22 protein-coding genes are annotated in these 23,754 nt (G+C 60.6%); 3 read left to right on the forward strand and 19 right to left on the reverse strand.

From position 1 onward, the window contains the following. Positions 1-215: 215 nt before the first annotated feature. The 8 genes from V1288_RS31460 to V1288_RS31495 all read right to left on the reverse strand — a co-directional run bounded on the left by V1288_RS31460 (position 216) and on the right by V1288_RS31495 (position 9,221). Positions 216-1,007 (reverse strand): SDR family oxidoreductase, encoded by a 792-nt coding sequence (locus tag V1288_RS31460; protein ID WP_334360719.1) that lies wholly within the window; start codon positions 1,005-1,007, stop codon positions 216-218. A gap of 59 nt (positions 1,008-1,066) precedes the next feature. Further along, the gene (locus tag V1288_RS31465; RefSeq protein ID WP_212419760.1) at positions 1,067-1,858 is read right to left on the reverse strand and encodes a crotonase/enoyl-CoA hydratase family protein; all 792 of its coding nucleotides are present in this window, start codon (positions 1,856-1,858) and stop codon (positions 1,067-1,069) included. 186 nt (positions 1,859-2,044) lie between these two features. Continuing rightward, a complete protein-coding gene (locus V1288_RS31470; protein WP_334360720.1) occupies positions 2,045-3,145 on the reverse strand; it encodes an NADH:flavin oxidoreductase in 1,101 nt (366 codons plus the stop codon). Positions 3,146-3,214: 69 nt separating this feature from the next. Then, the gene (locus V1288_RS31475) at positions 3,215-4,414 is read right to left on the reverse strand and encodes an ABC transporter substrate-binding protein (protein ID WP_334360721.1); all 1,200 of its coding nucleotides are present in this window, start codon (positions 4,412-4,414) and stop codon (positions 3,215-3,217) included. A gap of 93 nt (positions 4,415-4,507) precedes the next feature. Continuing rightward, complete coding sequence (locus tag V1288_RS31480) at positions 4,508-6,100, reverse strand: class I adenylate-forming enzyme family protein (protein WP_334360722.1); 1,593 nt, start codon at positions 6,098-6,100, stop codon at positions 4,508-4,510. A gap of 365 nt (positions 6,101-6,465) precedes the next feature. Next, positions 6,466-7,245, reverse strand: a complete 780-nt coding sequence (locus V1288_RS31485; RefSeq protein ID WP_334360723.1) for an SDR family oxidoreductase — start codon at positions 7,243-7,245, stop codon at positions 6,466-6,468. A gap of 73 nt (positions 7,246-7,318) precedes the next feature. After that, complete coding sequence (locus V1288_RS31490; protein WP_212419613.1) at positions 7,319-8,323, reverse strand: NADP-dependent oxidoreductase; 1,005 nt, start codon at positions 8,321-8,323, stop codon at positions 7,319-7,321. 34 nt (positions 8,324-8,357) lie between these two features. Beyond that, complete coding sequence (locus tag V1288_RS31495; protein WP_442893997.1) at positions 8,358-9,221, reverse strand: alpha/beta fold hydrolase; 864 nt, start codon at positions 9,219-9,221, stop codon at positions 8,358-8,360. A 465-nt stretch (positions 9,222-9,686) separates the two neighbouring features. On the opposite strand from V1288_RS31495, the gene V1288_RS31500 reads away from it, so the two are divergent. Continuing rightward, a complete protein-coding gene (locus V1288_RS31500) occupies positions 9,687-10,286 on the forward strand; it encodes a TetR/AcrR family transcriptional regulator (RefSeq protein WP_334360725.1) in 600 nt (199 codons plus the stop codon). Between the two features lie 46 nt (positions 10,287-10,332). On the opposite strand, the gene V1288_RS31505 is transcribed toward V1288_RS31500, so the two are convergent. The 5 genes from V1288_RS31505 to V1288_RS31525 all read right to left on the reverse strand — a co-directional run bounded on the left by V1288_RS31505 (position 10,333) and on the right by V1288_RS31525 (position 14,912). Then, positions 10,333-11,154: an enoyl-CoA hydratase-related protein gene (locus V1288_RS31505; RefSeq protein WP_334360726.1), complete on the reverse strand. Its 822-nt coding sequence runs from the start codon at positions 11,152-11,154 to the stop codon at positions 10,333-10,335. 75 nt (positions 11,155-11,229) lie between these two features. Continuing rightward, complete coding sequence (locus V1288_RS31510; RefSeq protein ID WP_334360727.1) at positions 11,230-11,934, reverse strand: SDR family NAD(P)-dependent oxidoreductase; 705 nt, start codon at positions 11,932-11,934, stop codon at positions 11,230-11,232. Positions 11,935-11,951: 17 nt separating this feature from the next. Next, a complete protein-coding gene (locus V1288_RS31515) occupies positions 11,952-12,629 on the reverse strand; it encodes a molybdopterin dinucleotide binding domain-containing protein (protein ID WP_334360728.1) in 678 nt (225 codons plus the stop codon). Continuing rightward, positions 12,514-14,274 carry a molybdopterin-dependent oxidoreductase gene (locus tag V1288_RS31520; RefSeq protein ID WP_334360729.1) on the reverse strand — a complete coding sequence of 587 codons (1,761 nt, stop codon included), beginning with the start codon at positions 14,272-14,274 and terminating at the stop codon, positions 12,514-12,516. The genes V1288_RS31515 and V1288_RS31520 overlap by 116 nt, the downstream gene beginning before the upstream one ends. A gap of 14 nt (positions 14,275-14,288) precedes the next feature. After that, complete coding sequence (locus V1288_RS31525; protein WP_212419607.1) at positions 14,289-14,912, reverse strand: TetR/AcrR family transcriptional regulator; 624 nt, start codon at positions 14,910-14,912, stop codon at positions 14,289-14,291. 172 nt (positions 14,913-15,084) lie between these two features. Here V1288_RS31525 and V1288_RS31530 point away from each other — a divergent pair, with 172 nt between their 5' ends. Beyond that, on the forward strand, positions 15,085-16,281 hold the full coding sequence (locus tag V1288_RS31530; protein WP_334360730.1) for an acetyl-CoA C-acyltransferase: 1,197 nt from the start codon (positions 15,085-15,087) through the stop codon (positions 16,279-16,281). Positions 16,282-16,377: 96 nt separating this feature from the next. Next, entirely contained in the window at positions 16,378-17,580 is a 1,203-nt protein-coding gene (locus V1288_RS31535) for a multidrug effflux MFS transporter (protein ID WP_334360731.1), read from the forward strand. A gap of 28 nt (positions 17,581-17,608) precedes the next feature. On the opposite strand, the gene V1288_RS31540 is transcribed toward V1288_RS31535, so the two are convergent. The 6 genes from V1288_RS31540 to V1288_RS31565 form a co-directional block, all read right to left on the reverse strand. Beyond that, positions 17,609-18,385, reverse strand: a complete 777-nt coding sequence (locus V1288_RS31540; protein WP_334360732.1) for an enoyl-CoA hydratase-related protein — start codon at positions 18,383-18,385, stop codon at positions 17,609-17,611. A gap of 15 nt (positions 18,386-18,400) precedes the next feature. Beyond that, on the reverse strand, positions 18,401-19,054 hold the full coding sequence (locus V1288_RS31545) for a flavin reductase family protein (protein WP_247829612.1): 654 nt from the start codon (positions 19,052-19,054) through the stop codon (positions 18,401-18,403). A gap of 115 nt (positions 19,055-19,169) precedes the next feature. After that, positions 19,170-20,183 carry an NAD(P)H-dependent flavin oxidoreductase gene (locus V1288_RS31550; protein WP_334360733.1) on the reverse strand — a complete coding sequence of 338 codons (1,014 nt, stop codon included), beginning with the start codon at positions 20,181-20,183 and terminating at the stop codon, positions 19,170-19,172. Positions 20,184-20,204: 21 nt separating this feature from the next. Then, complete coding sequence (locus V1288_RS31555) at positions 20,205-21,392, reverse strand: acetyl-CoA C-acyltransferase (RefSeq protein WP_334360734.1); 1,188 nt, start codon at positions 21,390-21,392, stop codon at positions 20,205-20,207. Between the two features lie 14 nt (positions 21,393-21,406). Beyond that, positions 21,407-22,537 (reverse strand): acyl-CoA dehydrogenase family protein, encoded by a 1,131-nt coding sequence (locus V1288_RS31560; protein WP_334360735.1) that lies wholly within the window; start codon positions 22,535-22,537, stop codon positions 21,407-21,409. A gap of 21 nt (positions 22,538-22,558) precedes the next feature. Continuing rightward, entirely contained in the window at positions 22,559-23,740 is a 1,182-nt protein-coding gene (locus V1288_RS31565; RefSeq protein WP_334360736.1) for an acyl-CoA dehydrogenase family protein, read from the reverse strand. Between the last annotated feature and the right edge of the window lie 14 nt (positions 23,741-23,754).

Below are 23,754 nucleotides of genomic sequence, written 5' to 3' on the forward strand. Positions count from 1 at the left end.
CTCAAGCCGTCGGCATCGTTCTGGCGCAGGCCATAGGAAGCATTCTCGACGATCCGCCTGCGGGTCTGCCGCCCGTGATCTTTCGGGTAACGCATTGCCTGCTCCGAGCTAACCTAGGAAACGGAGACATATTAGATGATAATCATCATATATAACAACCGAATTCCGCAGAAGTGCCTTTTGCCACCAAACCGAAAGCGGCTCGACTGAGAAGTTCAGGAAGACGACAGCACCGAGGTCAGGCCGCCATCGACGGCGAGGATCTGTCCGGTGATGTGCTTGCCGGCGTCGCTGGCGAAGAGAACGGCCGCGCCTTTCAGATCATCCTCGTCGCCGATGCGGCGCAGCGGCGCGCCGGCGGCGAGCTTTTCGACACCGACAGCCTCGATGGTGCCCTTCGTCATCCTCGACGGGAAAAAGCCGGGCGCCAGAGCATTGGCCGTAATTCCGTAGCGCCCCCAACTACCCGCCAGGGCCCGCGTGAAATTAACCACCGCGCCCTTGCTCGTATTGTAGGCGACCATCTGCATATCCCCGGAACTTCCGAACAGGCCCGCGATCGAAGCAAGGTTGATAATGCGGCCATATTTATTGGGGATCATCGAGTGCTTCGCAACCTGTTGGCTGAGCAGAAACAGCGCGCGGATGTTCAGATTCATCACCTTGTCCCACGCCTCGATCGGGTGATCCTCGGTCGGCGCGCCCCAGGTTGCGCCCGCGTTGTTCACCAGAATGTCCACCCGGCCGAGCTTCTTGATCGCTTCGTCAGTGAGCCGCTTGACGTCTTCGTCCCTGGAATTATCCGCAGCGATCCAGTCCGACTTAATGCCGAGACCGGCAAGGTGCGCTTGGGCTTTTTCCAGGTCTTGCGCCTTGCGAGACGAAATCAAGACCCGAGCCCCTTGCTCGCCTAGCGCCTCGGCGATCTGCAGCCCAAGGCCACGGGAGCCGCCTGTAACAAGGGCATTCTTGCCGGTGAGATCGAATGCCTTCTTGATGCTTCCCATAGTCAAATCCTCTTGTGGGCGAAGTTCTGCTGCATGGTAATGTGGGTTCCGCGAGATCTTTATTTCCCGCGGAACATTGCCGAGCGACGTTCCACGAAAGACTGGATGCCTTCCTTCATGTCTTCGCTGCTGAAGACGCGATCCTTGATCTTCGGGATGTAATCGATCGCAGCTTTTTCGCCGGCCTCGATGTATTTCAGCGCTGCTTCCTTGGTTACCTGAATGCCGATCGGCGCGTTCCTTGCGATCAGATCCGCAATCTCCATTGCGCGGGCAATCTGTTGGCCGGGAGCAACTATTTCCTGAACAAACCCGATTTTGTGCGCTCGGGCCGCATTGAACTCGTCGCACAAAAACAAATGATACATCGCATCTCCCCATCCTGCCCGGGTCAGATAGCGAAAGTGGGCGCCTCCAAGCGGCGCGATCCCGCGCTTGGACTCCATCTGGCAGAACCGGGCATCATCGGCCGCCACGACGATGTCGCCAGCCAGCATCATTTCGATGCCAATCGTGAAACAGATCCCCTGCACTGCCGTCACAATCGGTTTGCGGCACCGGCTTTTCAGCGCGAAGGCATCGATGTTGCCGGGCTTGATCTCGGTATTCTCGGCCTTGGGTCCGAAGAATTTCGGCATATCCAGCCCGGCCGTGAAATCCGGGCCTTCGGCACAGAGCACCCCGACCCAGTAATCGTCCGTTCGGTCGAGAAGCGTCATCGCATCGGACATCTGGGCCATCATCTGCGGACTGAACGAGTTCTTCTTCGCCACGTTGTCGATGATGATCTTGAAGACATGCCCGTGCACCTCGGTGCGGATCTGGCCGACTTGGGTTCTAGTGTCGTTCATTTGTTGCCTCCGAATTGTTTCCAGGGGACTGCGCAACGACACGCAGGCTCCGGTCGACTGGCGTGCAGCTAATTATTCCCTGCCAGCCAGCTTGGAACCGTCGCCGAACTCTGGCTACAGAAAATTTGGATAGCCCTTATTCGGGTGGCGGTGCGCCCTGCACCTCGACACCTTTTATCGCTCAACTCAGCTCAGCGCCGCGAACGCGGTCCGTTCGAAAGCCATCAGTTCTTCCGTCCGGCCGTCACGCACCTTCAGTAGCCACTGCGGATCCTGAAGCAGCGCCCGGCCCACCGCGACGAGATCGAACTCCTCGCGATCGAGGCGGCGGATCAACTCGTCGAGGGACGCCGGACGGGAACTCTCGCCGCCGTATGCGGCGATGAATTCGCCGGTCAGACCAACCGACCCGACCGAAATCGTCGGCACTCCCGTTACTTTCTTCGCCCATCCGGCGAAATTCAAATCGGAGCCATCGAACTCCGGCTCCCAGAAGCGCCGTTGAGAGCAATGCAAAATGTCGATTCCCGCGTCGACCAAAGGTTTGAGCCAGGCTTCCAATGCGCGAGGCGTATCGGCCAGCTTTACCTCAAAGTCCTGCTGCTTCCACTGGCTGATCCGGAGCAATATCGGAAAGTCCGTTCCGACCGACTTGCGCACCGCGTGGACGATATCAGCAGCAAACCGGGCCCGGCCGGGCAAGTCCTTGCCTCCGTAGGTATCCTCTCGGCGATTGGTACCCTCCCAGAAGAACTGATCGATCAGATAGCCGTGCGCGCCGTGCAATTCGACGGCATCGAACCCCAGGCGCTTCGCCGCAAGCGCCGCGTCGGCGAAAGCGCGAATGGCGTCTGCAATGTCCTCTTCGCTCATCGGCTTGCCGAACTTCTTCTCCGGTCGCGACAGGCCGGACGGACTGTCGTAGGCGCCGGGAGGAGACCAATTCTGGGCACGCGTGCGAACGGCTCCGACATGCCATAGTTGCGGCGCCATCAGGCCGCCGGCGGCGTGCACCTCGTCGACCACACGCCGCCACCCTGCCAGCTCCTTCTCGCCATGAAAGCGGGGAACATTCGGATCGTTCAGGGATGCCGGACGATCCACGCCCGTACCCTCCGATATGATGAACCCGACCGCTCCTTCGGCACGGCGGCGGTAATATCGCGCGACGTCTTCGGTCGGAATTCCGCCCGGAGAGAATGAGCGCGTCATCGGCGCCATCACGACCCGGTTCGGCAAGTTCAGCCCTTTCAGCTTGAAAGGCCGGAAAAGTACGTCGCTGGGCATTCATGCTCCATGATTCAGTCGGAGGTTATGCGGGCTCAGATCATCCGCCGCATTTTCACAAGGTACAATTCACTTTCGGTCGGCGCTGAGTACGTCACCGAATTGCTCCCACGTGGTACCATTCCAGCGCTGCAGCTGTAGCTGCGTGTACGCCATGCTGCTATCCGGGCCCGTGTTGATCGCGACACCCGGTATGAGAGTGGGAAGGGTCAGCCCGCGTATGCTCCGCGATTGCTTGACGATGTTCTCGCGAGAGAGATCGTTACCGCATTGCTTGAGCACCTGCTCCAGGATCTGTCCCTGCTGGGTACCGAACAGATAATTGTTATCGCCGATATCAGCGCCCGGCAGGTACTTCGCAAAAAAGTCGCGGTACCATTTAATGCCCGGATCGTCGGCCCACTTCTTGTCGTTCGGATCCTTGGTGATTGTCGCGGCGACTATGCCCACTGCCTTTTCCGGTCCTGCCGGGACGATGGTCGAAGAGACCGAGCTCGAAACGAAATTGATCAGGAACAGCGGCTTCCAACCGATTTCATCGACTTTCTTGATGGCCTGCGCTGCGAATTTCGGCGTGCCGGCCACCAAAAAGGCTTCTGCGCCAGATGATTTCAGTGAAACGACGTGGGAATCAATGGTCGGCTCGCTCACTTCGTAGGAGGACACGACGACTTTCTTGTCGAAATCGTCCTTCAGGTAACCCTTGAATGCATTGACGAAGTCCTTACCGAGATCGTCGTTCTGATAGAGTATCGCGATCTTCGCGTTCGGACGGGTCTGGGTAATGTATTTCGCATAGATTCGTCCCTCGGTGTCGTAGCTCGGCAATCCCGTCGTGGTCATGGGAAATTCAGCGAAGTTCGTGAACTTGGTGACTCCGCTCACGACAAACAGATGCGGCACCTTCTTCGCATTGACGTATTTGATGGTGGCCCCGATGCCGGGCGTCCCCAACGGACCGAACAGGAATGCCACCTCGTCGCTTTCGATAAGCTTCCTGGTCTGCTCCACCGTCTTGGGAGGACTGTAAGCATCGTCGTAGGTGATGAGGTTTATCTTTCGGCCGTTGATACCACCGCGATCGTTGACCGAATTGACGTAGGCGATGAGGCCCTTCCCGGTATTGCTGAGCGGAGACGCAGGGCCGCTAAACGGGAACGTCGCCCCTATCTTCACCTCGGATTCGCTCACTCCGGGCGTCTCCGCACGCGCCGGCGCGCCGGCGATCGATGTCGCGAGCGCGGCTACAATCATGGTCTCTCTGAACATTGCCATCTCCCTTCGGCGACAATTCGGTCGCTCAACATTCTTCCTTGAACGGGCGCGATTAGATTTCGGACGCTTCGTGGTTCCCGGCGGCCGTCAGCCCGCGGCCGCCGCGTTGGACTTTGCGCTCACTCGCGCGTTCGCCATCTCCCGCAACTTGTGCTTAAGTATCTTGCCGGTAGAGGCCGAGGGCAGAGCGTCAAGCACGATCAATTCGGTCGGACGCTTGTACGAAGTGAGCTGGTGGGCAGCGTACGATTTCAGTTCTTCCGCGCTGACGCTGGCGCCAGGAAGTAGCTGCACGAATGCGACGACCTCCTCGTTGCCGTCAACCGATCGCCCCACCACGGCTGATTGCACGACCTGGTCATGCGCGTTCAGCACCGCCTCCACCTCGGCGGGATAAACGTTGAAGCCAGAGCGGATGATCAGTTCCTTGGTGCGGCCAGCGATGTAGAGATGGCCCTCGCCGTTCACGCGGGCGAGATCGCCGGTGTTGAACCAACCTTCGCGATCGATCGCCGCGGCCGTCAGGTCGGGCGCGCGATAGTAACCAAGCATGATGTTCGGACCTCGGACGTGCAATTCACCCACTTCGCCGGTCGCAACGTGCTTGCACCGCACGTCCACGATCCGGTGCTCGATGCCGGGAAGAAACGGGCCGACCGTCTCGTCCGAGACGGGATGTTCCGACCGGACACCCGATAGTCCCGGCGAACATTCCGTGATGCCGTAATTGTTCAACAGCGGGATTCCAAACTCGTCCTCGATCCGCCTCTTGAGATCGAGATCGAGGGGCGCGCCAGCGACCGCCAAGGCCCGCAACCTGCCCCGCTCGAGCCGTTGGAGGCCCTTGACCGCCTTATGTTCGAGCAGGCGCTGATAGGTGGCGGGCACCCCGAACAGGCTCGTAATCCCCTCCTCGGCAATGGCGTGGGCCAGCGCAGCGGGATCGGCCTTGGCCACGACAAACAATGTGCCGCCGTGCATCAGCGTAGCAATCAGCAGGATCGAATAACCGACGATGTGCGACATCGGCAGCACGCCGTAGATGCGATCCGCCGGGCCGCTTTGGCGAAGGATGCCCGACGTCCTTGCGGTGAAAAGGAGGTTGCGGTGGCTCAGCATGACGCCCTTCGGTGCACCGGTCGTGCCTGAGGTGTACAAGAGACCCGCGACCTGGCGGGCGCCATCCTTTTCGACGGGCTCCGCTTGCGCTTCCGCATTGAGCGGACCGACACCGATTCCACCGAACGGCCCCACAGCGCCGATTTTCGCACCGAGGCGGGTGGCATGATCGGCCGCTTCCTTTGATAGCGCCGAGTTGAACAGCACGCGTCTCGCGCCACTGTGCGTTCCGATCAGGTCGATCTCTCGGAGCGAAAGACGGGGATTGACCGGAATACCCCAGGCATCGAGCTTGCTCGCCGCGAAGAGCATCGCCCCCAGAGCCACACTGTTCTCGCTGGCGATCATAACGCGATCGCCGGCCGTAATGCCCAAACCGGCCAGGTCCTTTGCCGCGGCATCGACTGCATCCGAGAACTGCCGGTAGCTCCAGGACCGCCCGCCTTCCACGAAGGCCGGATGATCCGGGATGTCCCGCACGAAAGGCGCATAGACCTCGTGCACTCTGGACGGCAGGCCGTCCAACAATTCGGCTGCGGTGAGCTCGTCGAGGCTCCTCATGCCATCCTCCCTCGTGCCTTTTTTCGGCAGCGTAGCGGCCCCGTTCAACCGGGCAGGTCCGCACTCTCAGTCCTAAAGTAAAACGTTCTAAAATAGAACTGTCAAGTTGCGAAAATATCTGTTGATCTGAAAATGAGCAAGTCTCTGCATAGACATACGCATTCCAATTTGGAATTGGCTTCCTCTACGCAAATCGTTCGGAGAAATCACGAGGAAAAGACTGGCTTGAGGAAGCGCAGCGCTCGCAACAACCGCGGCGCGCTATACCGCTGCGACATTAGCGGTCGCGCGGACTCTGGCTGAAGGCTGGCAACCGGAAAGCGAGAGCAGGCATTACGCGGCGTCTGCACCGAAATAATCGCCAGCTACCATTTCTCGACCCACGGCCGGAGCACGACTTCGAATGCCCAAGTCGACCGATGCTGACGATGAAGCTGCAGATAGGTTTTCGCGATATGGACGGGGTCGGCCATGTTGTCGTCGACGGTCGCTCCCGCCAGCCGGTGCGCGCGGGTCCCGTCCGCTTGAGTCCAGCCGATCGCGGCGTCGATCGGCACATTCGCAACGTGGATCCCCTGCGGCATCAGTTCTCTTGCCATGCTTTGCGCGAGTCCGGACTTGGCATGACATGCCATTGCAAAGGCGCCACTTGATGGGAAGCCCTTGAGTGCCGCGCTCGCGTTCGTGAAGATGATCGTTCCTCTCGCGCCATTGGCATCGGGTTCGTTTCCGAGCATAAGCCGGGCGGCCTGTTGACCAATCAGAAATGCAGAGAACGCCGAGTTTCGAAGTGTCTCGAGCGCCATGATCGGATCGGCTTCGATGACGTTCTTGCGGAAAATGCCGGGTACCCGGCCATCAATGTTATGCACCACAAGTCTCGGCGTCCCGATGTCTTGAACGACATTTCCGAACAACTGCGCCACGGCCGCCGGTTCGCTGGCATCGCAGGCGTATCGACGTACGCCGTGCGTCTTTTCGAGGGTCTCAAGGACCGCTTTTTCGGGATTCCGGGCTGCGACGCAGACACGCATGCCGCTTTCTGCGAACAGCCGGGCGCAACTCGAGCTAATGCCCGGACCGCCACCGACAATGAGTGCAACGTCCTGTAAGGAAGTTTGAGTGTCGCGGTTGGATTGAGTCATGTTGTTTCCTCGGATGCGTTTGGTGGCCGGCCAGCGTCGTGGCATCGCAACACAGGTAGCGTCATCACGGGGCCTATTGTTTCACTGCAATGACGACTTTGCCTCTTGCGCGTCCTGTCTCGACATAGGTCAGCGCATCTCCAGTCTTCTCAAACGGAAAGACTTTATCCACGACCGGACGGATCACGCCGGATTCGATCAGCGACGTGATTTCGCTCAGCTGCTGGCCCTCCGCACGCATGAACAGGAATGAATAGCGCACACCAAGGCTTTTGGCTTTCTTCCGCGCACCACGGCTCAGCAGCCGCATCACCAGCTTCAGGAACAGGTTCAAACCGAACTCCTTGGCGAAATCGGGATCCGGCGGCCCCGAAATCGAAACGAGGAAGCCACCCGGCTTCAGCACTCGCAGAGATTTTTCAAGCGCCTTGGCGTCCTGGCTGTGCAAGACCACATCGTAGCCCGACAAAACCTTCTCGAAATCCTGCGTCTTGTAGTCGATGACCACATCCGCACCGAGGCTTTTGACCAGCTCGACATTTTTCGTGCTCGTCGTCGTCGCAACTGTCGCGCCGAGATGTTTGGCGAGCTGGATGGCAAAAGTCCCCACACCACCGGAGCCGGCCTGGATGAAGACCTTCTGACCGGGCATCAGCTTGCCTACCTCTACCAGCGCCTGCCAGGCGGTCAGCCCCACCAGCGGGATGGAGGCGGCTTCTTCCATGCTGATGTTTTTGGGCTTTAGCGCCACGTCGGTTTCATTCACGGCAATGAATTCCGCGAATGTTCCTATCCGATGATCGCGCGGCCGTGCATAGACCTCGTCGCCCGCCTTGAACCGCCTGACCTTCGGGCCAACCCGGGTGACGATCCCGGCAACGTCGTGGCCCAGAACGAAGGGCGGACGATACGGCAGGAAGAGTTTGAACTCTCCGTTCCGCACCTTGGAGTCCAGAAGGTTCACACCGGTTGCGTGAACTCGAACCATGACATCATCGTCTCGCACCTCCGGCTCCGGTACTTTGGTCAAGCGCAGAGCGCCCTTCTTTTTGTATTTGTCGACAACGAATGCCTTCATGGTGTCTTCTCCAATCTGAAATATTGTCGCGGCGTCAGGCGCCGAGAAAGGACAAGGCCTTCGGCACGAAATGGGCGTGGTTCTGAAAAATCCCGCCATGACCGGCATCTTCGTAGATAATCAGTTCTGCGCCCGGGATACGGCGCGCCATATCGATGCTGTTTGAGGTCGGCACCATGATATCGCTGTCGAGATTCGCGATCAGCACCGGGATGCGGATGCTGCCGAGATCTTGAGGCGCCTGTCGGCCCCAAGCAGTGATCGCCTTGACTTGCCGCAAGAAAGCGCTGGGCGTAGGCCCCTTGTCCCGGCCTGCTTTGCGCTCTTTCAGCCGTTTCAGGAAGGCTGCCGCCGCTTGTCGGCCATTGGCCGTGGACGTGAAAAACAGGTAGAATTTTGGGTCCCGCAGCGTCAGAAAGCCCTTGATCATCAAAGGCCAGGATACCGGCCACACCTTGTCGATACCTTCGCCACCCGCCGGCCCCGTGCCAGTCAAAATGAGCTTTCGCACCAGGTCCGGTGCTTTCAATGTGACGTCCTGCGCCACAAATCCCCCGAGGGAAAAGCCGAGCAGATCGACCTTCTCGAAGCCCAGCGCGCGGATCAGGGCAATCGCATCCCGCGCCATTTCATCGATGGTCACGGGCGCTGTTCCGCCCGATGCACCGATACCCCTGTAATTGGTCGCGATCACGCGATGCTTGCTGGCGAGACCATCGACAATCCGCGGATCAAAATTGTCGAGAACCGCGCCCCAATGGTTGAGAAGAATTAGCGGCACGCCGGTGCGGGGACCGATGTCGCGGCAGACGAAACTGGTCCCCCCGACATTTATCGAGAGCGTGGGTGCATCTATGTAGCGCACCCCTCGCCCGAGGTTAGTAACAGTATTTGACATGGTCTTCTCCATAGTCCGGCTCGGACCGAAAACTCCAAGATGGGACGGATAATCGGCCGGACGGCACGGCTCTCCATTTGCGCGGCAGTACACGTGCTGATTACGCCAGCCCGATTTGCGATCGCAGAATCTTGTCGAACAGCGCCCGAGGACGCCGGGCGAATGCGACCTGCCGCGCGGCCTAGCCGATGCCACTCGGCGCGCCGGCGAGGAATGCTGTCTTCTTGCACTCCGGCGCTTTCAAGCCCGGCATTATTTTACCTTTCAATTATGAAACGGTCCGCTTCGTCGGCTGGCGGCGGTCATTTCGCTTCACTTTTTTGATGACGACCGTCATCTTATCGGATAGATGATGGTCATCATGCAACATGTCAAGCGGAGTTTTTGCGAATCTAAGGATGCTCGGCCCGTGGCGAGGACCATCGTACGAAGGTCCGGTCCTGCGACAAGCGGAGTGAGCAAACCATGAGGGTGTCGCGCGTAAAGGCGCTGGAGAACCGCGAGCAGATCCTCGAGACTGCGGCGCGCCTGCTGCGCAAGCATGGATTCGAAGGGATCGGCGTTGCCGACATCATGAAAGCAGCCGGGCTGACTCATGGCGGCTTCTATCGCAACTTCGCTTCAAAGGATGATCTGGCGGTCAAGGCCAGCGAACGTGCGATCGCCAATACGACAGCGTTGCTGAAGAATGGACTGGCCCAAAAGCCCAAAGATCCGCTTCGCGCGCTTATCGAAGGCTATGTGTCATCGGCTCACCGTGACGATCCGGGGTCCGGGTGCATTCTGCCAGCATTGGCCGTAGACGCCGCGCGGAGCGACGATCCCGCTCTCCGCACCGTCTTCATCACGGCGATTCAAGGCTATCTCGACGAGATTGCGAAGCTGTCGTCCGCTAACCCAGGGGCCGCTGGCAGCAGACATCCCGCGGCTATCCTCTCGGAGATGGTTGGCGCTGTCATATTGTCTCGGCTGATTGCGGATACCCCGCTGGCGGAATCGCTGATTGCGGCCGTGGTGGCGGATATTGCCGGACCATCCGCGGCAAACAAATCGGCTGAGGAGTGACGCAACGCGGCAGCAGAAATGCTTTGGCACCTACAGCCAAATCCTCTCACCGGTAACTGGGAGCGCGCTTCTCGATGAAGGCCCGCACGGCTTCGGTATGCTGCGCGGTGCTCGCTGCGAGGACCATCTTCTCGGCCTCATGATCCAATGATGTCAGGAAGTCAGCCGACAGCGCAAGATCGAGATTATCCTTGATGGAGGCAAACGCACTCCCCGGACCGTTCGCTAACGTCTTCGCCAATGCAAACGCTTCATCCTGCAGGTCAACATCAGGCACCACGCGATTTACCAGCCCCAGTGCTTCGCAACGGCGTGCATCGATCCGTTCGGACAGGAACATCAGTTCGCGGGCACGCGCCGTCCCGGCCAGCCGGGTCAATAGCCACGAAATGCCGTAATCGCCCGTGAGCGCAATCCTAGCGTAACCAGTCGTCATGATGGTGGACTCGGCCGCGATACGAACGTCGCAGGCGAGCGCGATCGCAAGCCCAGCGCCAGCAGCCGGTCCCGGCAAGGCCGCGATGGTTGGTTTACGCACCGAGACGAGTACGCCGGTCAGGGTTCGTTGACGTTCCTGCAATCGCGCAACCTTGTCACTGAATGACATGGCCGGTGCGGCAGAGTTGCCGCCCATCCCCTTGACGTCGCCGCCCGAACAGAAAGCGCTGCCTGCACCGGTAATCAGCAGTGCACCGACGTCCGGATCATCACCGCTCTGCTTGATCATCCGGCGCAGCGCTGGCGTGAGATGGTCGGAAAGCGAATTTCGTGCTTCCGGTCGGTTCAAGGTGATCAATGCGACGCGATCCCGGATTGCACACAGTAGTTCGTCCGTCCCTGTATCAATCGAGATTGACCCATCAGTCATGGTTTTGACCTTTCAAGTCTTGCGTCTGGAGAGCTCTTCGCCACGCGTAGGCGCATTAACTTTTGCTGGCCAGGGTCACCAATTTTCGCGGAATGGCCGCAGTTCTGTGAGGAATGACCATGCCGATCGGTCCTGACCGTAGAGATGGTACAGTTCGTCGGCGATGGCGGCAGGTTTGATGAAGAATTCGTCCGGTCTGTCGGTCATCCGCGCACGCATCCGGGGCGTATCGATCACGGCGTCAATGAGAACATAGGAGACGTGGACGCCGAGAGGTCCTATTTCACGCGCGATGGACTCAGCCAGAATACGCTGCGCTGCCTTTGTCGGAGCGAAGCCGGCGAAATTGGCTTTGCCTCGGATCGAAGACGTGTTTCCGGTTACCAGGATTGCGCCGCTCCCTCGATCGATCATGTCAGGAGCCACTTCGCGCGCCAGGTACAACAAGCCCATCACGTTGACCTCGAAATTGCCTTTGAGCATCTTCGGATCGATCTCGCGAAAGCTTCCCCAGCCTCCTCCGACCGCGTTGTGGATGAGAACCTCGGCCGCGCCAAAACGGCGCTTTACGTCAGTGACCACGGTCCGCACCTGGCTCTCGTCCGAGACGTCGCAGGTCACCGCGTGCACGTCGGGAAGCTCTTGCGCAAGGCGATTGATGAGCTCCGCTGAGCGGGCAAGCGCAATGATACGGAACCCGCCGGCAGAGAAGCGCTTGACGATGGCAGCACCCGTGCCCGGCCCTACCCCGGTCACGATCGCGATTGGTTTCTCGGTCATTTAACGCTCCCTTCGAACTATTGTCCGGCCGCCCTCATATGAATTCGCTCGGACTGCGACTGATAGGCAGCAGCCTCGTGCGCGGACACGAGGGTCAGACGAACGGCGACGTTCTTGTGGTAAGGCGTGCCCGCAATGGGATCGCGGTTGCCGCTCTCGGTGAGCAGATTGATACGCGGTCCGTTGACCAGGCGCTCTCCGTCCGACGTCGGGTATGCCTGACCGTAACCGTGCGGCAGCGCCAGCTGGCCGTTCCGCATGGCATCGTCGACCTTGCAGCGGACGACGAGCCGTCCGATCACCGACTCGACGGCGATCCAGTCACCATCCTCTGCGCCCAACTCGCTCAGATCGCTCGAATTGATCAACATGGCGCCGTCCGGATCCTCGCGTCGCCACGCGGGATCGCGAAAGATCTGGTTGGCGTTGAACATGCGGCGGCCACCCGCCGCCAGCATGAACGGAAACTCTTTTGGCGCGCCCGCTGCTTGCGGATCGAGCCGTGCCAGCCATTCCAGCATCTGCGGGACCACCAGCCGAACCTTGCGGTCCGAATGGCTGATCAATGACCAGACCTCATCATAGTCGTGCCGGGTAACGGCAGTGCCTTGCCGGGTGGCTACGATAGTGTCGAACAGGAGATCGCCGAGCTGGTGATCCGCCACCTCGTCCGATGCGCCGATCGCCCGCCGCACCGCTTGCGGCGATCGCTTCGGCGCAAGCCAGTGCCGCCCCCCACAAGGGTGCCGCAGCCGCCGTGCCGTCCGGAAGCGTCTGCCCTAGCGTGTGATAGAGCACGAGCGCAGCGACCGCGCCGGGGTTTTCAGCGATGACAGCACGAAAGGCGATGGCGAACTCGGCTCGCGAACGCCGCGCCGCCTCCCGCAGGGGCGCGAGCACATTGTCACCTGGCAGAAGCCCCAGGGCGATGGCAAGCCGCGTGTAGATCTCGGGTTCCTGCAAGGTGCCGGCGAGCGGCGGCAACACACCGGCACGAACATGAAAATAGTTCGTCGGAAATTCGAAGTTGAACAGGGTGAATTCAGTTTTCTCGAACTGTGAGGACGCCGGGAGAACGTAATGCGCGAGCTGTGCGGTTTCGGTCATCGCAACGTCGACCACAACGCATAGGTCGAGCGAGCGCAGCGCGCGTTCCACGGCCTCGGTGTTTGCGGCCGTGTTGGCGGGATTGGAACTGTCGATCCAGGCGCAGCGCAACCGGTCGGGATGGTCCTTGAGCACCGCCTCGGGGAAGATGTTCGGCGGCAACAAGCCCCCGATAATGGCATCGCCGGTCGGCGCAAATGTCTGGTTCGGAGAATTTCCCCATAGCGGTTGAAGCCAGCTATGCAACTGGTTGGTGCCTTCGCGGCCAAAATTGCCGGAAAGCATGATCAGAAGCTTTTCGAGATAGGAGTTCAGCGTCGAGTTGACGCCTTGCTGGATGCCGAGTTCGACCCGCACCACCATGGCCCTCGCCGCTATAATCATCGCGGCACACCGCTCCAGATCGGCAATCGAGATATCGGCGGTGGCGGCCCATTCCTCAATGGGGATATTCAACAGCACCTGCCTCACTTCCGCGAAGCCGATCGTGTGCTCCTGGATGAAAGCATGGTCGATCCGGTCGGAACGGACGAGCGTGGCCAGCAGCGCGCCAAGAAAAAACGCGTCGGTGCCGGGACGAACGGCGAGATGCAGATCCGCCATTTCGGCGGTTTCGGTCCGCCGTGGATCGACGACGATCAGCTTGCGCGCGGGGTCCTTGCGGATTTGATTGAGATGGTCGCGCGCGTTGGGGAAGCCGTGCGCGATCCAGGGATTTGCACCGATGACAAGCAAGAGGTCGCAATGATGGACGTCTTCGGCGGTGTGGCACGTCTGGCTGCCGAACATGTGGCCATTGACCCAGAAGTCGCCGGTTTTCTCCTGCGAAAGGGCGTTGAAGACGCTGCGCGAACCCAGCGCACGCAATAATCCACTGGCGTAGGCGCCGCCGGCGTGGTTGCCCTGCCCGCCGCCGCCATAAAGGGCAATGCTCTTGCCGCCGTGCGCGTCGACGATGTCTCGCAGCCGCTCCGCGATTTCTGCGATCGCCACGTCCCACTCGATCTCATCAAAGCCGCCGTCCGCACGACGACGCAATGGGGTCGTGAGCCGATCCCTGTGATGCGCATAATATGGAATCCGGGTCGCCTTGTTGCACAGATAGCCCTGTGATTTCGGGCTCGAACGATCGCCCCGCACTTTCTCAAGTCGCCCGTCATTCACCCAGACTTCGATGCCGCAATTTATGTAACACAGGTTGCAGGCTGTCTTGAGCCATTTGCCGGCCGTCATGGAGAACTCCCTTGTTATGATTTTTCGCAGCGCGTCGCCTTTGTTGTTCTTCGTTTCGGCTTCCGAATCCGGCCGCCGGCGGTCCTGCGGCCGGATTCGAGAATGCGGTCGGAAAGTTTCCCCGCACCGACGGCACGCGACAGCACGATCGATCCCACCATGGTTGCGATAGCGCCTGTCGCAATTTGGCGGGCCTGTCCAAGTCGCTCATCGGGAAGCAACTCGACAAGGGCATCGATCATCTTCTCCAGTTTGGAAGCCAGGGCCTGCTGCTCGCTCGGACTCGATCGCGCGACATCGACGGCCAGGGTTGGAAGCGCGCAGCCGTGTTTAGGATTGTCGCGATGCCGGGGACTGAGATAATCAGCGACCAACGCCTCGAAGCGTTCCCCGTCGGCCTTCCCGTTCGCCAGTTTTTTCCATCGCCCAGTCGTTTGGTCCATCGCAAAGGCGATCGCCTCGCTGACAAGCGCGGCACGCGACTCGAAATGGTTATAGAAGCCACCGTGGGTCAGACCCGCGAGCTTCATTAACTCGACAACACTGAGCCCTTCCGCGCCCTTTTGGCGCAAACCGTAGGAGGCATTTTCAACGATCCGATCGTGGGTTTGACGCCTGTGGTCTTCTACGTATCGCATCGCCCCTCCGTGCAAGGTCCTAAGGTGATCGGCTGCACAACCCGTCCCCATCCCCTCGAAGCAATTCTGGAACCGCGCTTCCTTGAAAGTTCACGGCAACATTTCATTGCAATGCTGGCTATCTTATATGACTATCGTCATATAACAACATCTATCAACAGGAGAGTTCGCTATGGCCACCGCTTCCGACCCCGTCGTCATCCTTTCCGCCGCCCGCACGCCGCTCGGCCGCTTCATGGGCGAGTTGTCGCCTCTCAGCGCCCACAAGCTCGGCTCCCACGTGATCGGCGCGGCGCTGGAACGGGCCAAGCTGGCGCCCGAGCGGATCGATGAGGTTTTCATGGGCAACGTGCTGCCGGCCGGACAAGGGCAGGCACCCGCCCGTCAGGCGGCTCGCGGCGCCAAATTGCCGGATGCCACCGGCGCCACCACCATCAACAAGGTCTGCGGTTCCGGCATGAAGGCCACTATGCTGGCCCACGACATCATCCATGCGGGCTCGGCCGAGATCGTGTTGTCCGGGGGTATGGAGAGCATGAGCAACGCGCCCTATCTGCTGGCAAAAGCGCGTGGCGGCTATCGCGCCGGCCACGACCGCATCATCGATCACATGATGATGGATGGGCTGGAAGACGCCTACGAGACCGGCCGCTCGATGGGCGATTTCGGCGAGGCCACCGCGGAAGCTTATCAGTTCACCCGCAAGGACCAGGACGCTTACGCCATGGAGACGCTGACGCGCGCCCGCAAGGCGGTTGAAGGCGGCGCGTTCAAGGCCGAGATCGCGCCGATTACCCTGGCGGAGAAGGCTGGACCGCGGATCGTCGCCAATGACGAGCATCCACTCAAGGTCGATCCCGCCAAGATCCCCGGGCTGAAAGCGGCGTTCCGCGCCAACGGCACCATCACGCCCGCCGCCTCCTCTGCCAATGCTGACGGCGCTGCGGCACTCATTCTGGCGAAACGCTCGCTGGCCGATCGGGACGGCCTCCCGGTGCTCGCCGAGATCAAGGGCCATGCCACCCATAGCCAGGAGCCACAATGGTTCACTACCGCCCCGATCCCGGCCATTCGCAAGCTGTTGGACAAGATCGGCTGGAGCGCCAGCGATGTCGATCTGTTCGAGATCAATGAAGCTTTTGCCGTCGTAGCGATGGCGGCGCAAAAGGATCTCGGCATCCCCAGAGAGAAGCTGAACGTCAACGGCGGCGCCTGCGCGCTCGGCCATCCCATTGGCGCCACCGGCGCGCGGCTGATCGTGACGCTGCTTCACGCGCTCGAAGCGCAGAACCTCAAGCGCGGCGTCGCAGCGCTCTGCATCGGCGGCGGCGAAGCCACCGCGATCGCAATCGAGCGCGTCGTCCGCTGATAACACGGCTGGCCGGACAAGAAAGAGCTCGGCGAGCGGCGCGGACCGCGTCACTCGCCGCCTTAACGTACCTATCCCTGATACCCGAAAGTTCTCATGGCTGACCTGATCAATCCCGTGCCGCGGGACATTCCCACCTCCAACACCCTGCCGATCGCGGTCCTTTCCGTCCTGGCCGCGATGGGAACGCTCGCGACCAACATCTTGCTGCCGTCGCTGCCGCAAATTGCGATCTCCTTGAATGTCACCAGCGCGGCGGTCACATCCGCCATCACCGTCTTTCTTGCGATGTTCGGGATAGGCCAGCTCCTGGTCGGACCGCTTTCGGATCGCTACGGCAGACGCTGGCCAGTCCTGATTGGATTTGCCGTGTTCTTTGGCGGCAGCGTCTGGTGCGGTCTGGCAACAGATCTATCTAATCTCTTGGTCGGCCGCGTCGTGCAGGCTGCAGGCGCTTGTGCGACGTCAGTGTTGTCTCGCGCCATCGCCCGCGACATGTTCAGTGGGCCGGCGCTGGCACGCGCAATGGCGCTGATCATGATCGTAATGTCCGCAGCCCCCGGATTCTCGCCGCTGCTTGGCGGCGCACTCGATCGCAGTTTTGGCTGGCGCTCCGAATTCGCTCTTGTCGCGGCCTTTGCCGCAATTGGCGCCGTTGCTTACAGCATCATCCTCGGCGAAACCCACAATTCGATCCGCACTCCGCTCAATCTGGTCGCCATCGCCAGGACCTATGTTGGTCTGATTGGCGATCGGCGTTTCGCCATCCCGGCTGCAACCGCGAGCCTGATCATAGGCGGCTTGTTCTCTATGTTTTCGGCTGCACCGCGACTATTCATTGAAGCGCTGCACTTCACGCCGATCCAGCTCGGCCTCTTCTTCGCCGGCACCGTCTTTATCGTATTCGCCGCGGGCATGCTGGCGACGAAATTGGCACCACGCTACGGGCTCGATCGCCCGATCCGGGCAGGACTGTGGGCAACGGCCGCCAGCAGCGTTGCGATCCTGCTCATCTCGATGATCAGCCCGACCTTCTTGCCGTTTCTGGGCGCGATGTGCGTATTTCTCCTCGGCATGGGCGTTGTCAGTCCACTGGCTACCGCCCGCGCGCTCTCTCCATTCGGGGAGAAAGCTGGCGCGGCCTCGGCGCTGCTGGGCTTCTGGCAGATGATGAACGCCGCAATCGGCGTATGGCTTGCTGCCACGGTGTCGCATGAAGCAATGCTGGCGCTGGGCGTCGTGCTGAGCGCGTTTTCACTGCTGGCGCTTGGTCTGTACGCGCGGCTCCCGAGGTCTTGATCGGCTTTGACACCACATGGGCCACTTGTCAGTCGTTCGTCAGGCTTGTGAAGTCCGGCTTACGCCGCTCGGCAAACGCCGCGAACGCTTCGCGGGCTTCGCCGGTCTGCAACCGCTCGGCAAATAGCGCGCTCTCCCGGTTTATTTGGGCAGCGATCTTGTCCATTTCGCGCATGAGCGCTTTGGTGTGACTGAGAGAGCCCGCGGGCCGTTTGGTCAGGGCTTCGGCGGCCTGCCAAGCCCTGGCGCGCAAGTCAGCGGCCGGCACCACGGCGTTAGCCAGACCGCAGGCCAATGCGGCGGCTGCATCGAGCGGCTCCCCCAACGCAAACATGGCGTATGCTAGGACATGCCCGATGCGGGCGGGCAGCAACCAACTCGAAGCCGCCTCAGGAACCAGCGCCAGATTTACGAATGGCGTCATCAGCTTCGCAGTGTCGGCAAGAAATACGAGGTCGCAATGCAGCAACATCGTGGTACCAACGCCTACCGCGTTGCCCTGCACTGCGGCGACGAGTGGACGGGTGGCCTTACCGAGATTGCGGATGAACCGGAACGCCTGGCTTTCCCCTATATTGCTACCGTTGGCCTGGGCACTGAAATCGGCGATGTCGTTTCCGGACGTAAAACTGTCGCCATCTCCCTGAAATAGAACGACCCGCACGGCAGGATCTTTCTCCGCGCGCTCCAGCCCATCCGACATGGCGCTGTACATTTCATTGCTGAGCGCGTTCTTCTTTTCAGGACGGGCCAGCGTCATCGTCATGATGCCTGCGGCCATTTCAGTTTTCACATGCTGGGGCATCGATCGTTCCTTTAATCAGGTGCCGTGGAATTCCGGTTTGCTGCTGCCAGGCGGACGCTTCATCTCGAACATGTTCTCCGTCTTGACCTCAAGGTAATCTCCACCACGGCCGGCGCGCAGTATGGGGCGCGCAAGTGCAGTGTTGTATACACCGTCCTCAATCAAAGACTTGTCGATATATACTGCGACGACTTCGCCGAGCACGAACCATCCCTCGACTTTCTCGCCACACGCATTCGTCAACTGAGAGACCTCGGTGACCTTGCATTCCATAGCGGCCCTGCTCTCGCCTACCCGCGGCACCGCTACGTGGCGCCCCGGGATCGGCGTCAGCCCTGCCGTTTCGAACTCGCTCACACCGTGATCAAGGGGCGCGGCCGTCTTGTTCATGCGCTCGCCCAGATCCATCGTAACCAGATTCCAAACAAATTCGCGGGTCTCGCTGACGTTCTTGACGGTGTCCTTCCACGAAATTGAGGAAAATCCGATTATCGGAGGGTCGTAGAGGAAAGCGTTGAAGAAGCTGTATGGAGCGAGGTTCAGTTGACCAGCCGCATTGCGTGACGAAATCCAACCAATCGGACGCGGCGCGACAATCGCGTTGAATGGATTATGTCGGAGCCCGTGGCCCTTCGAAGGCTCGTAGTAGTGGAAGTCGGCCAGATCCATAAAATCCCCTTCCCCGAGACTGCCGAAGGCCATCCATCGCCGGTCAATCGAGCTTCGCCATAACAATCACCTCACGCACAACCGCGCATGGGTATCGCCTCGCTATAACATCCAGCTACGCGATCGCCCGGGCGGCAGCCGGCCTTTGCTCGGTGCCATCGAGGAAACCTGTCAGGCGTTGACGGATGATTCGCTCGGCATCGGCCATGATGCGTTCGATCAACTCCTTCACCGTCGGAATGTCGTTGATGAGTCCAACGACCATGCCGCAGCTCCAGGCGCCCGCGTCCATGTCGCCGTCGATCATCACTTTGGGATACACGCCAGCGACCTGCTCATGGATGTCGCCAATCTTCAGGCTTGCGCCCTTCTCGCGCTCGATCTCGAGCAACTCGTCGACGCCCTTGTTCTTCAAGACGCGCTCGGTATTGCGCAGCGCGCGCATGACCAGCACGGTGTCGAGTTCGGTTGCCTTGACCAAGGCCTGCTTTACATTGTCGTGCACTGGCGCTTCCTTCGTGGCGATGAAGCGGGTCCCCATGTTCATGCCGGCGGCGCCCATGGACAGAGCGGCGACGAGGCTCCGCGCGTCGGCCATGCCGCCCGACGCCACAAACGGAATCTTCAGCTCGTCCGCCGCACGGGGCAGCAGGATCATGTTCGGGATGTCGTCCTCGCCGGGATGTCCGCCGCATTCAAAGCCATCGACGCTGACGGCGTCGCAGCCGATCTTCTCGGCTTTGAGTGAGTGCCGCACCGAGGTGCACTTGTGGATCACTTTGATGCCGGCCGCCTTCAACGCCGGCATGTACTGCTCGGGGCTGCGGCCAGCGGTTTCCACTGCCTTGACGCCGCCTTCCTTGATCGCGGCGATGTATTCCGGGTAAGGCGGTGCGGTAAAGCTCGGAAGGAAAGTCAGGTTCACGCCGAACGGCTTGTCGGTCATGTCGCGGCAGCGTGCGATTTCCTTGGCCAACAGTTCCGGCGTCCTTTGCGTCAGGCCGGTGATGATCCCGAGTCCCCCGGCGTTGGACACCGCGGCGGCGAGCTCGGCGAAGCCCACATAATGCATGCCGCCCTGGATGACCGGATGCTTGATGCCGAACAGTTCAGTAATCGCTGTCTTCACGAGAATCTCCTGCGTTTCCAATCAATGGACGATTTCAAACAGACCCGCCGCGCCCATGCCGCCGCCGATGCACATTGTCACCACGCCGTATTTCGCTTTGCGCCGCCGGCCCTCGATCAGGAGGTGGCCCGTGAGCCGCGCCCCGGTCATGCCGTAGGGATGACCGATCGCGATCGAACCGCCATTGACGTTGAGCTTGTTCGGATCAATGCCGAGCTTGTCGCGGCAATAGATCACCTGCACCGCGTAGGCTTCATTGAGCTCCCAGAGATCAATGTCGTCGATCTTCAGGTTATGGCGCTTGAGGAGCCGCGGGATCGCTGCGACCGGGCCCACGCCCATCTCGTCCGGCTCGACGCCGGCGGCAACGAAGCCGCGGAAGATGCCAAGCGGCTTGAGGCCCTTCTTTGCCGCGATCTTGTCGCTCATGATCACGCAGGCCGAGGCGCCGTCGGAGAGCTGGCTGGCATTGCCCGCACTGATGGTTTTGCCTTCGAACACGGGCTTGATCTTTGCAAGGCCGTCGGCGGTGGTGTCCGGCCTCGGACCCTCGTCCTTCGACAGCGTCACCTGCTGATAGCTGACCTGCTTGGTATCCTTGTCGACAACAGCCATTTTGGTCGTGATCGGCACGATCTCGTCATTGAAGCGACCGCCCTGCAGCGCTGCACCCACGCGGCGCTGACACTCGAGGCTGTATTCATCCTGCTTGTCGCGACCGATCTTGTAGCGTTCGGCAACGACCTCAGCGGTTTCCAGCATCGACATGTACATTTCGGGCTTCATCGCCATCAACTCTTCGTCGACGACATGAGACTTGTTCATGTGCTCGTTCTGCACGAGGCTGATCGATTCGATGCCGCCGCCGATCGCGATCTCGACGCCGTCTGATATCACCGAGCGTGCGGCAACCGCGATCGCCTGCAGGCCGGAGGCACATTGCCGGTCAATCGTGGTGCCGGCAACAGTCACCGGTAGGCCAGCGCGGATGGCGCCCTTGCGCGCCACGTTCATCACCATGGTGCCCTGCTGCATCGCGCAGCCCATCACCACGTCCTCGACCTCGCCGGGCCCGATGCCGGCCCGTTTCACTGCTTCGGCCATCACATGGCCAGCCAGGGTTGGGCCTTCAGTGTTGTTGAGCGCGCCGCGATAGGCTTTACCGACGCCGGTGCGGGCGGTGGAAACGATTACTGCTTCAGTCGTCATGTTTGCCTCTTTGCTTAGGCGGCCGCGTCGAGCTGCGCGTAACGCAGCACGTGGAACGCGGGATCGCCGAATTGGATGTTGATGGAGGAAATTCGCTTGAAATAGTGCCCCACATTGAGCTCGTCTGTCATGCCCATGCCGCCATGAAGCTGCACGGCCTGATCGGCGACGAACCTTGCGGCGTAGCCGATCTTCGATTTTGCGCCGGACGCGAGCCTGGACAGGCCGGGCTCATTGGCTGCCAGGCTCAGGGTGAGATGCTGCATCAAAGAGAGGGCCTCCTGATGCGCAATGAACATGTCGACCATGCGGTGCTGCAGCACCTGGAAGCTGCCGAGCGTCGCGCCGAACTGTTTTCGGGTCTTGCTGTACTCCAGTGTCGCTGCGTTCAGCTCCCCGATGGCGCCGACTGTTTCGGCGCACAACGCGGCAATGGCGCGATCACGGCAAGCCTCCAGCGCGGCGACACCCGCACCCTCCCCGCCGAGCAAGCGGCCCCTTACGCCGTCCAGGCTGATCTCGCCAGCGCGGCGGCCGTCAATAGTCTTGAAAGTTCGCAGATGCAGATTCGCCGCCTGGCGATCCACGATGAACATGCTGACGCCGTCGCGGTCGTGCTGGTCCCCCGCGGTGCGTGCGGAAACAATCAGATAATCCGCCCACGGAGCGGCGATCGCCGCGGCCTTCTCGCCAACCAGTATGTAGTCATCGCCCTCGCGTCGCGCCGTCGTCGCGACATTGGCTGGATCGAAACGTGACGCTTTCTCGGTCCAGGCAAGCGCCCAGATCGACTTTCCTGCGATGATGTCGGGAATGAATTCGCTCTTCTGCGCGGGAGACCCCTCGCTTTCGAGCAAGCCCCCGGCGAGCACGATGGTCTCGACGAAGGGTTCGACCACGAGATGGCGGCCGAACTCGTGCATCACGATCATCGTCGAGAGCGGACCGCCGCCGAGGCCGCCGGCCTCTTCCGAGAATGGCGCGGCAAGCAAACCGAGCTCAGCAAAGGATGACCACTGTGTCCGGCTCCAGCCTTCGTCGGAGGCAACGATCCCGCGGCGCGCATCGAAATCATACTGGTCGCGGAGCAGACGCTGCACGCTTGACCGCAACATTTCCTGCTCTTCAGTGAACTGGATATCCATTCGAGGTCCCGCTTTGCTGGTTCAAAGGCCAAGTACCGCCTTGGCAATGATGTTGCGCTGGATTTCGTTTGATCCGCCGTAAATGCTGAGCTTGCGCGCGTTCAGGTATTTCTCCGACGCGGTATGGCCATAGTCCGGCCCGGGCATGAAGCGGTTGGCGCTCACCGGCTGCTCACGAAGCGCAAGCCCGTAATTGCCGATCGCACGGTGGGTCAACTCCGTGATGCTCTGGAAGATTTCGGTGCCCCGTATCTTGAACAGGGATGCCGCGGGACCCGGATCGATACCCCGCGCCATCTGCGCCACCACGCGCAGCTCGGTCGCCTCCAGCGCCAAGACGTCGAGCTCGATGCGGGCGATATCCCGCCGGAATTCGAGATGCGCCGGATCATCGACCGGAATCTCGGCCTTCACGATCTTCTTCAGCCGGTTCAGATAGCGCGTGGAGCGGCCGATTCCGGCCATGCTGGTGCGCTCGTTGCCGAGCAGGAATTTTGCGTAGGTCCAGCCCTTGTTCTCCTCACCGATCAGATTCTCGACGGGCACCCGCACGTCCTCGAGGAAGACGTCATTCACCTCATGCGATCCGTCGATGGTAATGATGGGTCGCACGGTGATGCCGGGCGATTTCATGTCGATCAACAGGAAGGAGATGCCGGCCTGGGGCTTTGCCGAAGGATCGGTCCGCACCAGGCAGAAGATCCAGTCGGCATGCTGGGCCAGCGTCGTCCAGGTCTTGTGGCCGTTGACGATGTAGTGGTCGCCGTCGCGCACCGCCTTGGTGCGAACCGAAGCGAGGTCGGAACCGGAGCCCGGCTCCGAATAGCCCTGGCACCACCAGTCGTCCCCGGAGAGAATCCGCGGCAGATACTTCTTTTTCTGCGCGTCGTTGCCGAAGGTGTAGATGACCGGCCCCACCATCGTGACGCTGAATGCCAGCGGTGGCAGCGTCCCGGCGCGCGAGGTCTCCTGTTCAAAGATGAAGCGCTGCGTGACCGACCAGCCGGGGCCGCCATACTCCTTGGGCCAGAGCGGAGCCACCCAACCCTTGTTGTGGAGGATGCGGTGCCAGAGCAGCGACTGCTCCTTGGTCAGATCGGTCTCGGGGTTTGGAACGCGCATTTCCTGCGGGTAGTTCTCCGCAATAAAAGCGCGCACCTCGTCACGAAAAGCTGCGTCCTCGCTGGAAAGATTGAGTTCCATCGTGAGAAGCTCCA

It is taken from the genome of Bradyrhizobium sp. AZCC 2176 (assembly GCF_036924645.1).
Taxonomy (GTDB): Bacteria; Pseudomonadota; Alphaproteobacteria; order Rhizobiales; family Xanthobacteraceae; genus Bradyrhizobium.

Excerpts from the sequence above, each read along its gene's own strand:
- V1288_RS31480 (WP_334360722.1), bottom strand. The coding sequence starts at position 6,100 with ATGAGGAGCCTCGACGAGCTCACCGCAGCCGAATTGTTGGACGGCCTG.
- V1288_RS31490 (WP_212419613.1), bottom strand. The coding sequence starts at position 8,323 with ATGAAGGCATTCGTTGTCGACAAATACAAAAAGAAGGGCGCTCTGCGC.
- V1288_RS31510 (WP_334360727.1), bottom strand. The coding sequence starts at position 11,934 with ATGACCGAGAAACCAATCGCGATCGTGACCGGGGTAGGGCCGGGCACG.
- V1288_RS31535 (WP_334360731.1), top strand. The coding sequence starts at position 16,378 with ATGGCTGACCTGATCAATCCCGTGCCGCGGGACATTCCCACCTCCAAC.
- V1288_RS31465 (WP_212419760.1), bottom strand. The coding sequence starts at position 1,858 with ATGAACGACACTAGAACCCAAGTCGGCCAGATCCGCACCGAGGTGCAC.
- V1288_RS31560 (WP_334360735.1), bottom strand. The coding sequence starts at position 22,537 with ATGGATATCCAGTTCACTGAAGAGCAGGAAATGTTGCGGTCAAGCGTG.
- V1288_RS31555 (WP_334360734.1), bottom strand. The coding sequence starts at position 21,392 with ATGACGACTGAAGCAGTAATCGTTTCCACCGCCCGCACCGGCGTCGGT.
- V1288_RS31525 (WP_212419607.1), bottom strand. The coding sequence starts at position 14,912 with ATGCGATACGTAGAAGACCACAGGCGTCAAACCCACGATCGGATCGTT.
- V1288_RS31545 (WP_247829612.1), bottom strand. The coding sequence starts at position 19,054 with ATGGATCTGGCCGACTTCCACTACTACGAGCCTTCGAAGGGCCACGGG.
- V1288_RS31470 (WP_334360720.1), bottom strand. The coding sequence starts at position 3,145 with ATGCCCAGCGACGTACTTTTCCGGCCTTTCAAGCTGAAAGGGCTGAAC.
- V1288_RS31565 (WP_334360736.1), bottom strand. The coding sequence starts at position 23,740 with ATGGAACTCAATCTTTCCAGCGAGGACGCAGCTTTTCGTGACGAGGTG.
- V1288_RS31495 (WP_442893997.1), bottom strand. The coding sequence starts at position 9,221 with ATGTCAAATACTGTTACTAACCTCGGGCGAGGGGTGCGCTACATAGAT.
- V1288_RS31505 (WP_334360726.1), bottom strand. The coding sequence starts at position 11,154 with ATGACTGATGGGTCAATCTCGATTGATACAGGGACGGACGAACTACTG.
- V1288_RS31500 (WP_334360725.1), top strand. The coding sequence starts at position 9,687 with ATGAGGGTGTCGCGCGTAAAGGCGCTGGAGAACCGCGAGCAGATCCTC.
- V1288_RS31460 (WP_334360719.1), bottom strand. The coding sequence starts at position 1,007 with ATGGGAAGCATCAAGAAGGCATTCGATCTCACCGGCAAGAATGCCCTT.
- V1288_RS31475 (WP_334360721.1), bottom strand. The coding sequence starts at position 4,414 with ATGTTCAGAGAGACCATGATTGTAGCCGCGCTCGCGACATCGATCGCC.
- V1288_RS31530 (WP_334360730.1), top strand. The coding sequence starts at position 15,085 with ATGGCCACCGCTTCCGACCCCGTCGTCATCCTTTCCGCCGCCCGCACG.
- V1288_RS31540 (WP_334360732.1), bottom strand. The coding sequence starts at position 18,385 with ATGCCCCAGCATGTGAAAACTGAAATGGCCGCAGGCATCATGACGATG.
- V1288_RS31485 (WP_334360723.1), bottom strand. The coding sequence starts at position 7,245 with ATGACTCAATCCAACCGCGACACTCAAACTTCCTTACAGGACGTTGCA.
- V1288_RS31520 (WP_334360729.1), bottom strand. The coding sequence starts at position 14,274 with ATGACGGCCGGCAAATGGCTCAAGACAGCCTGCAACCTGTGTTACATA.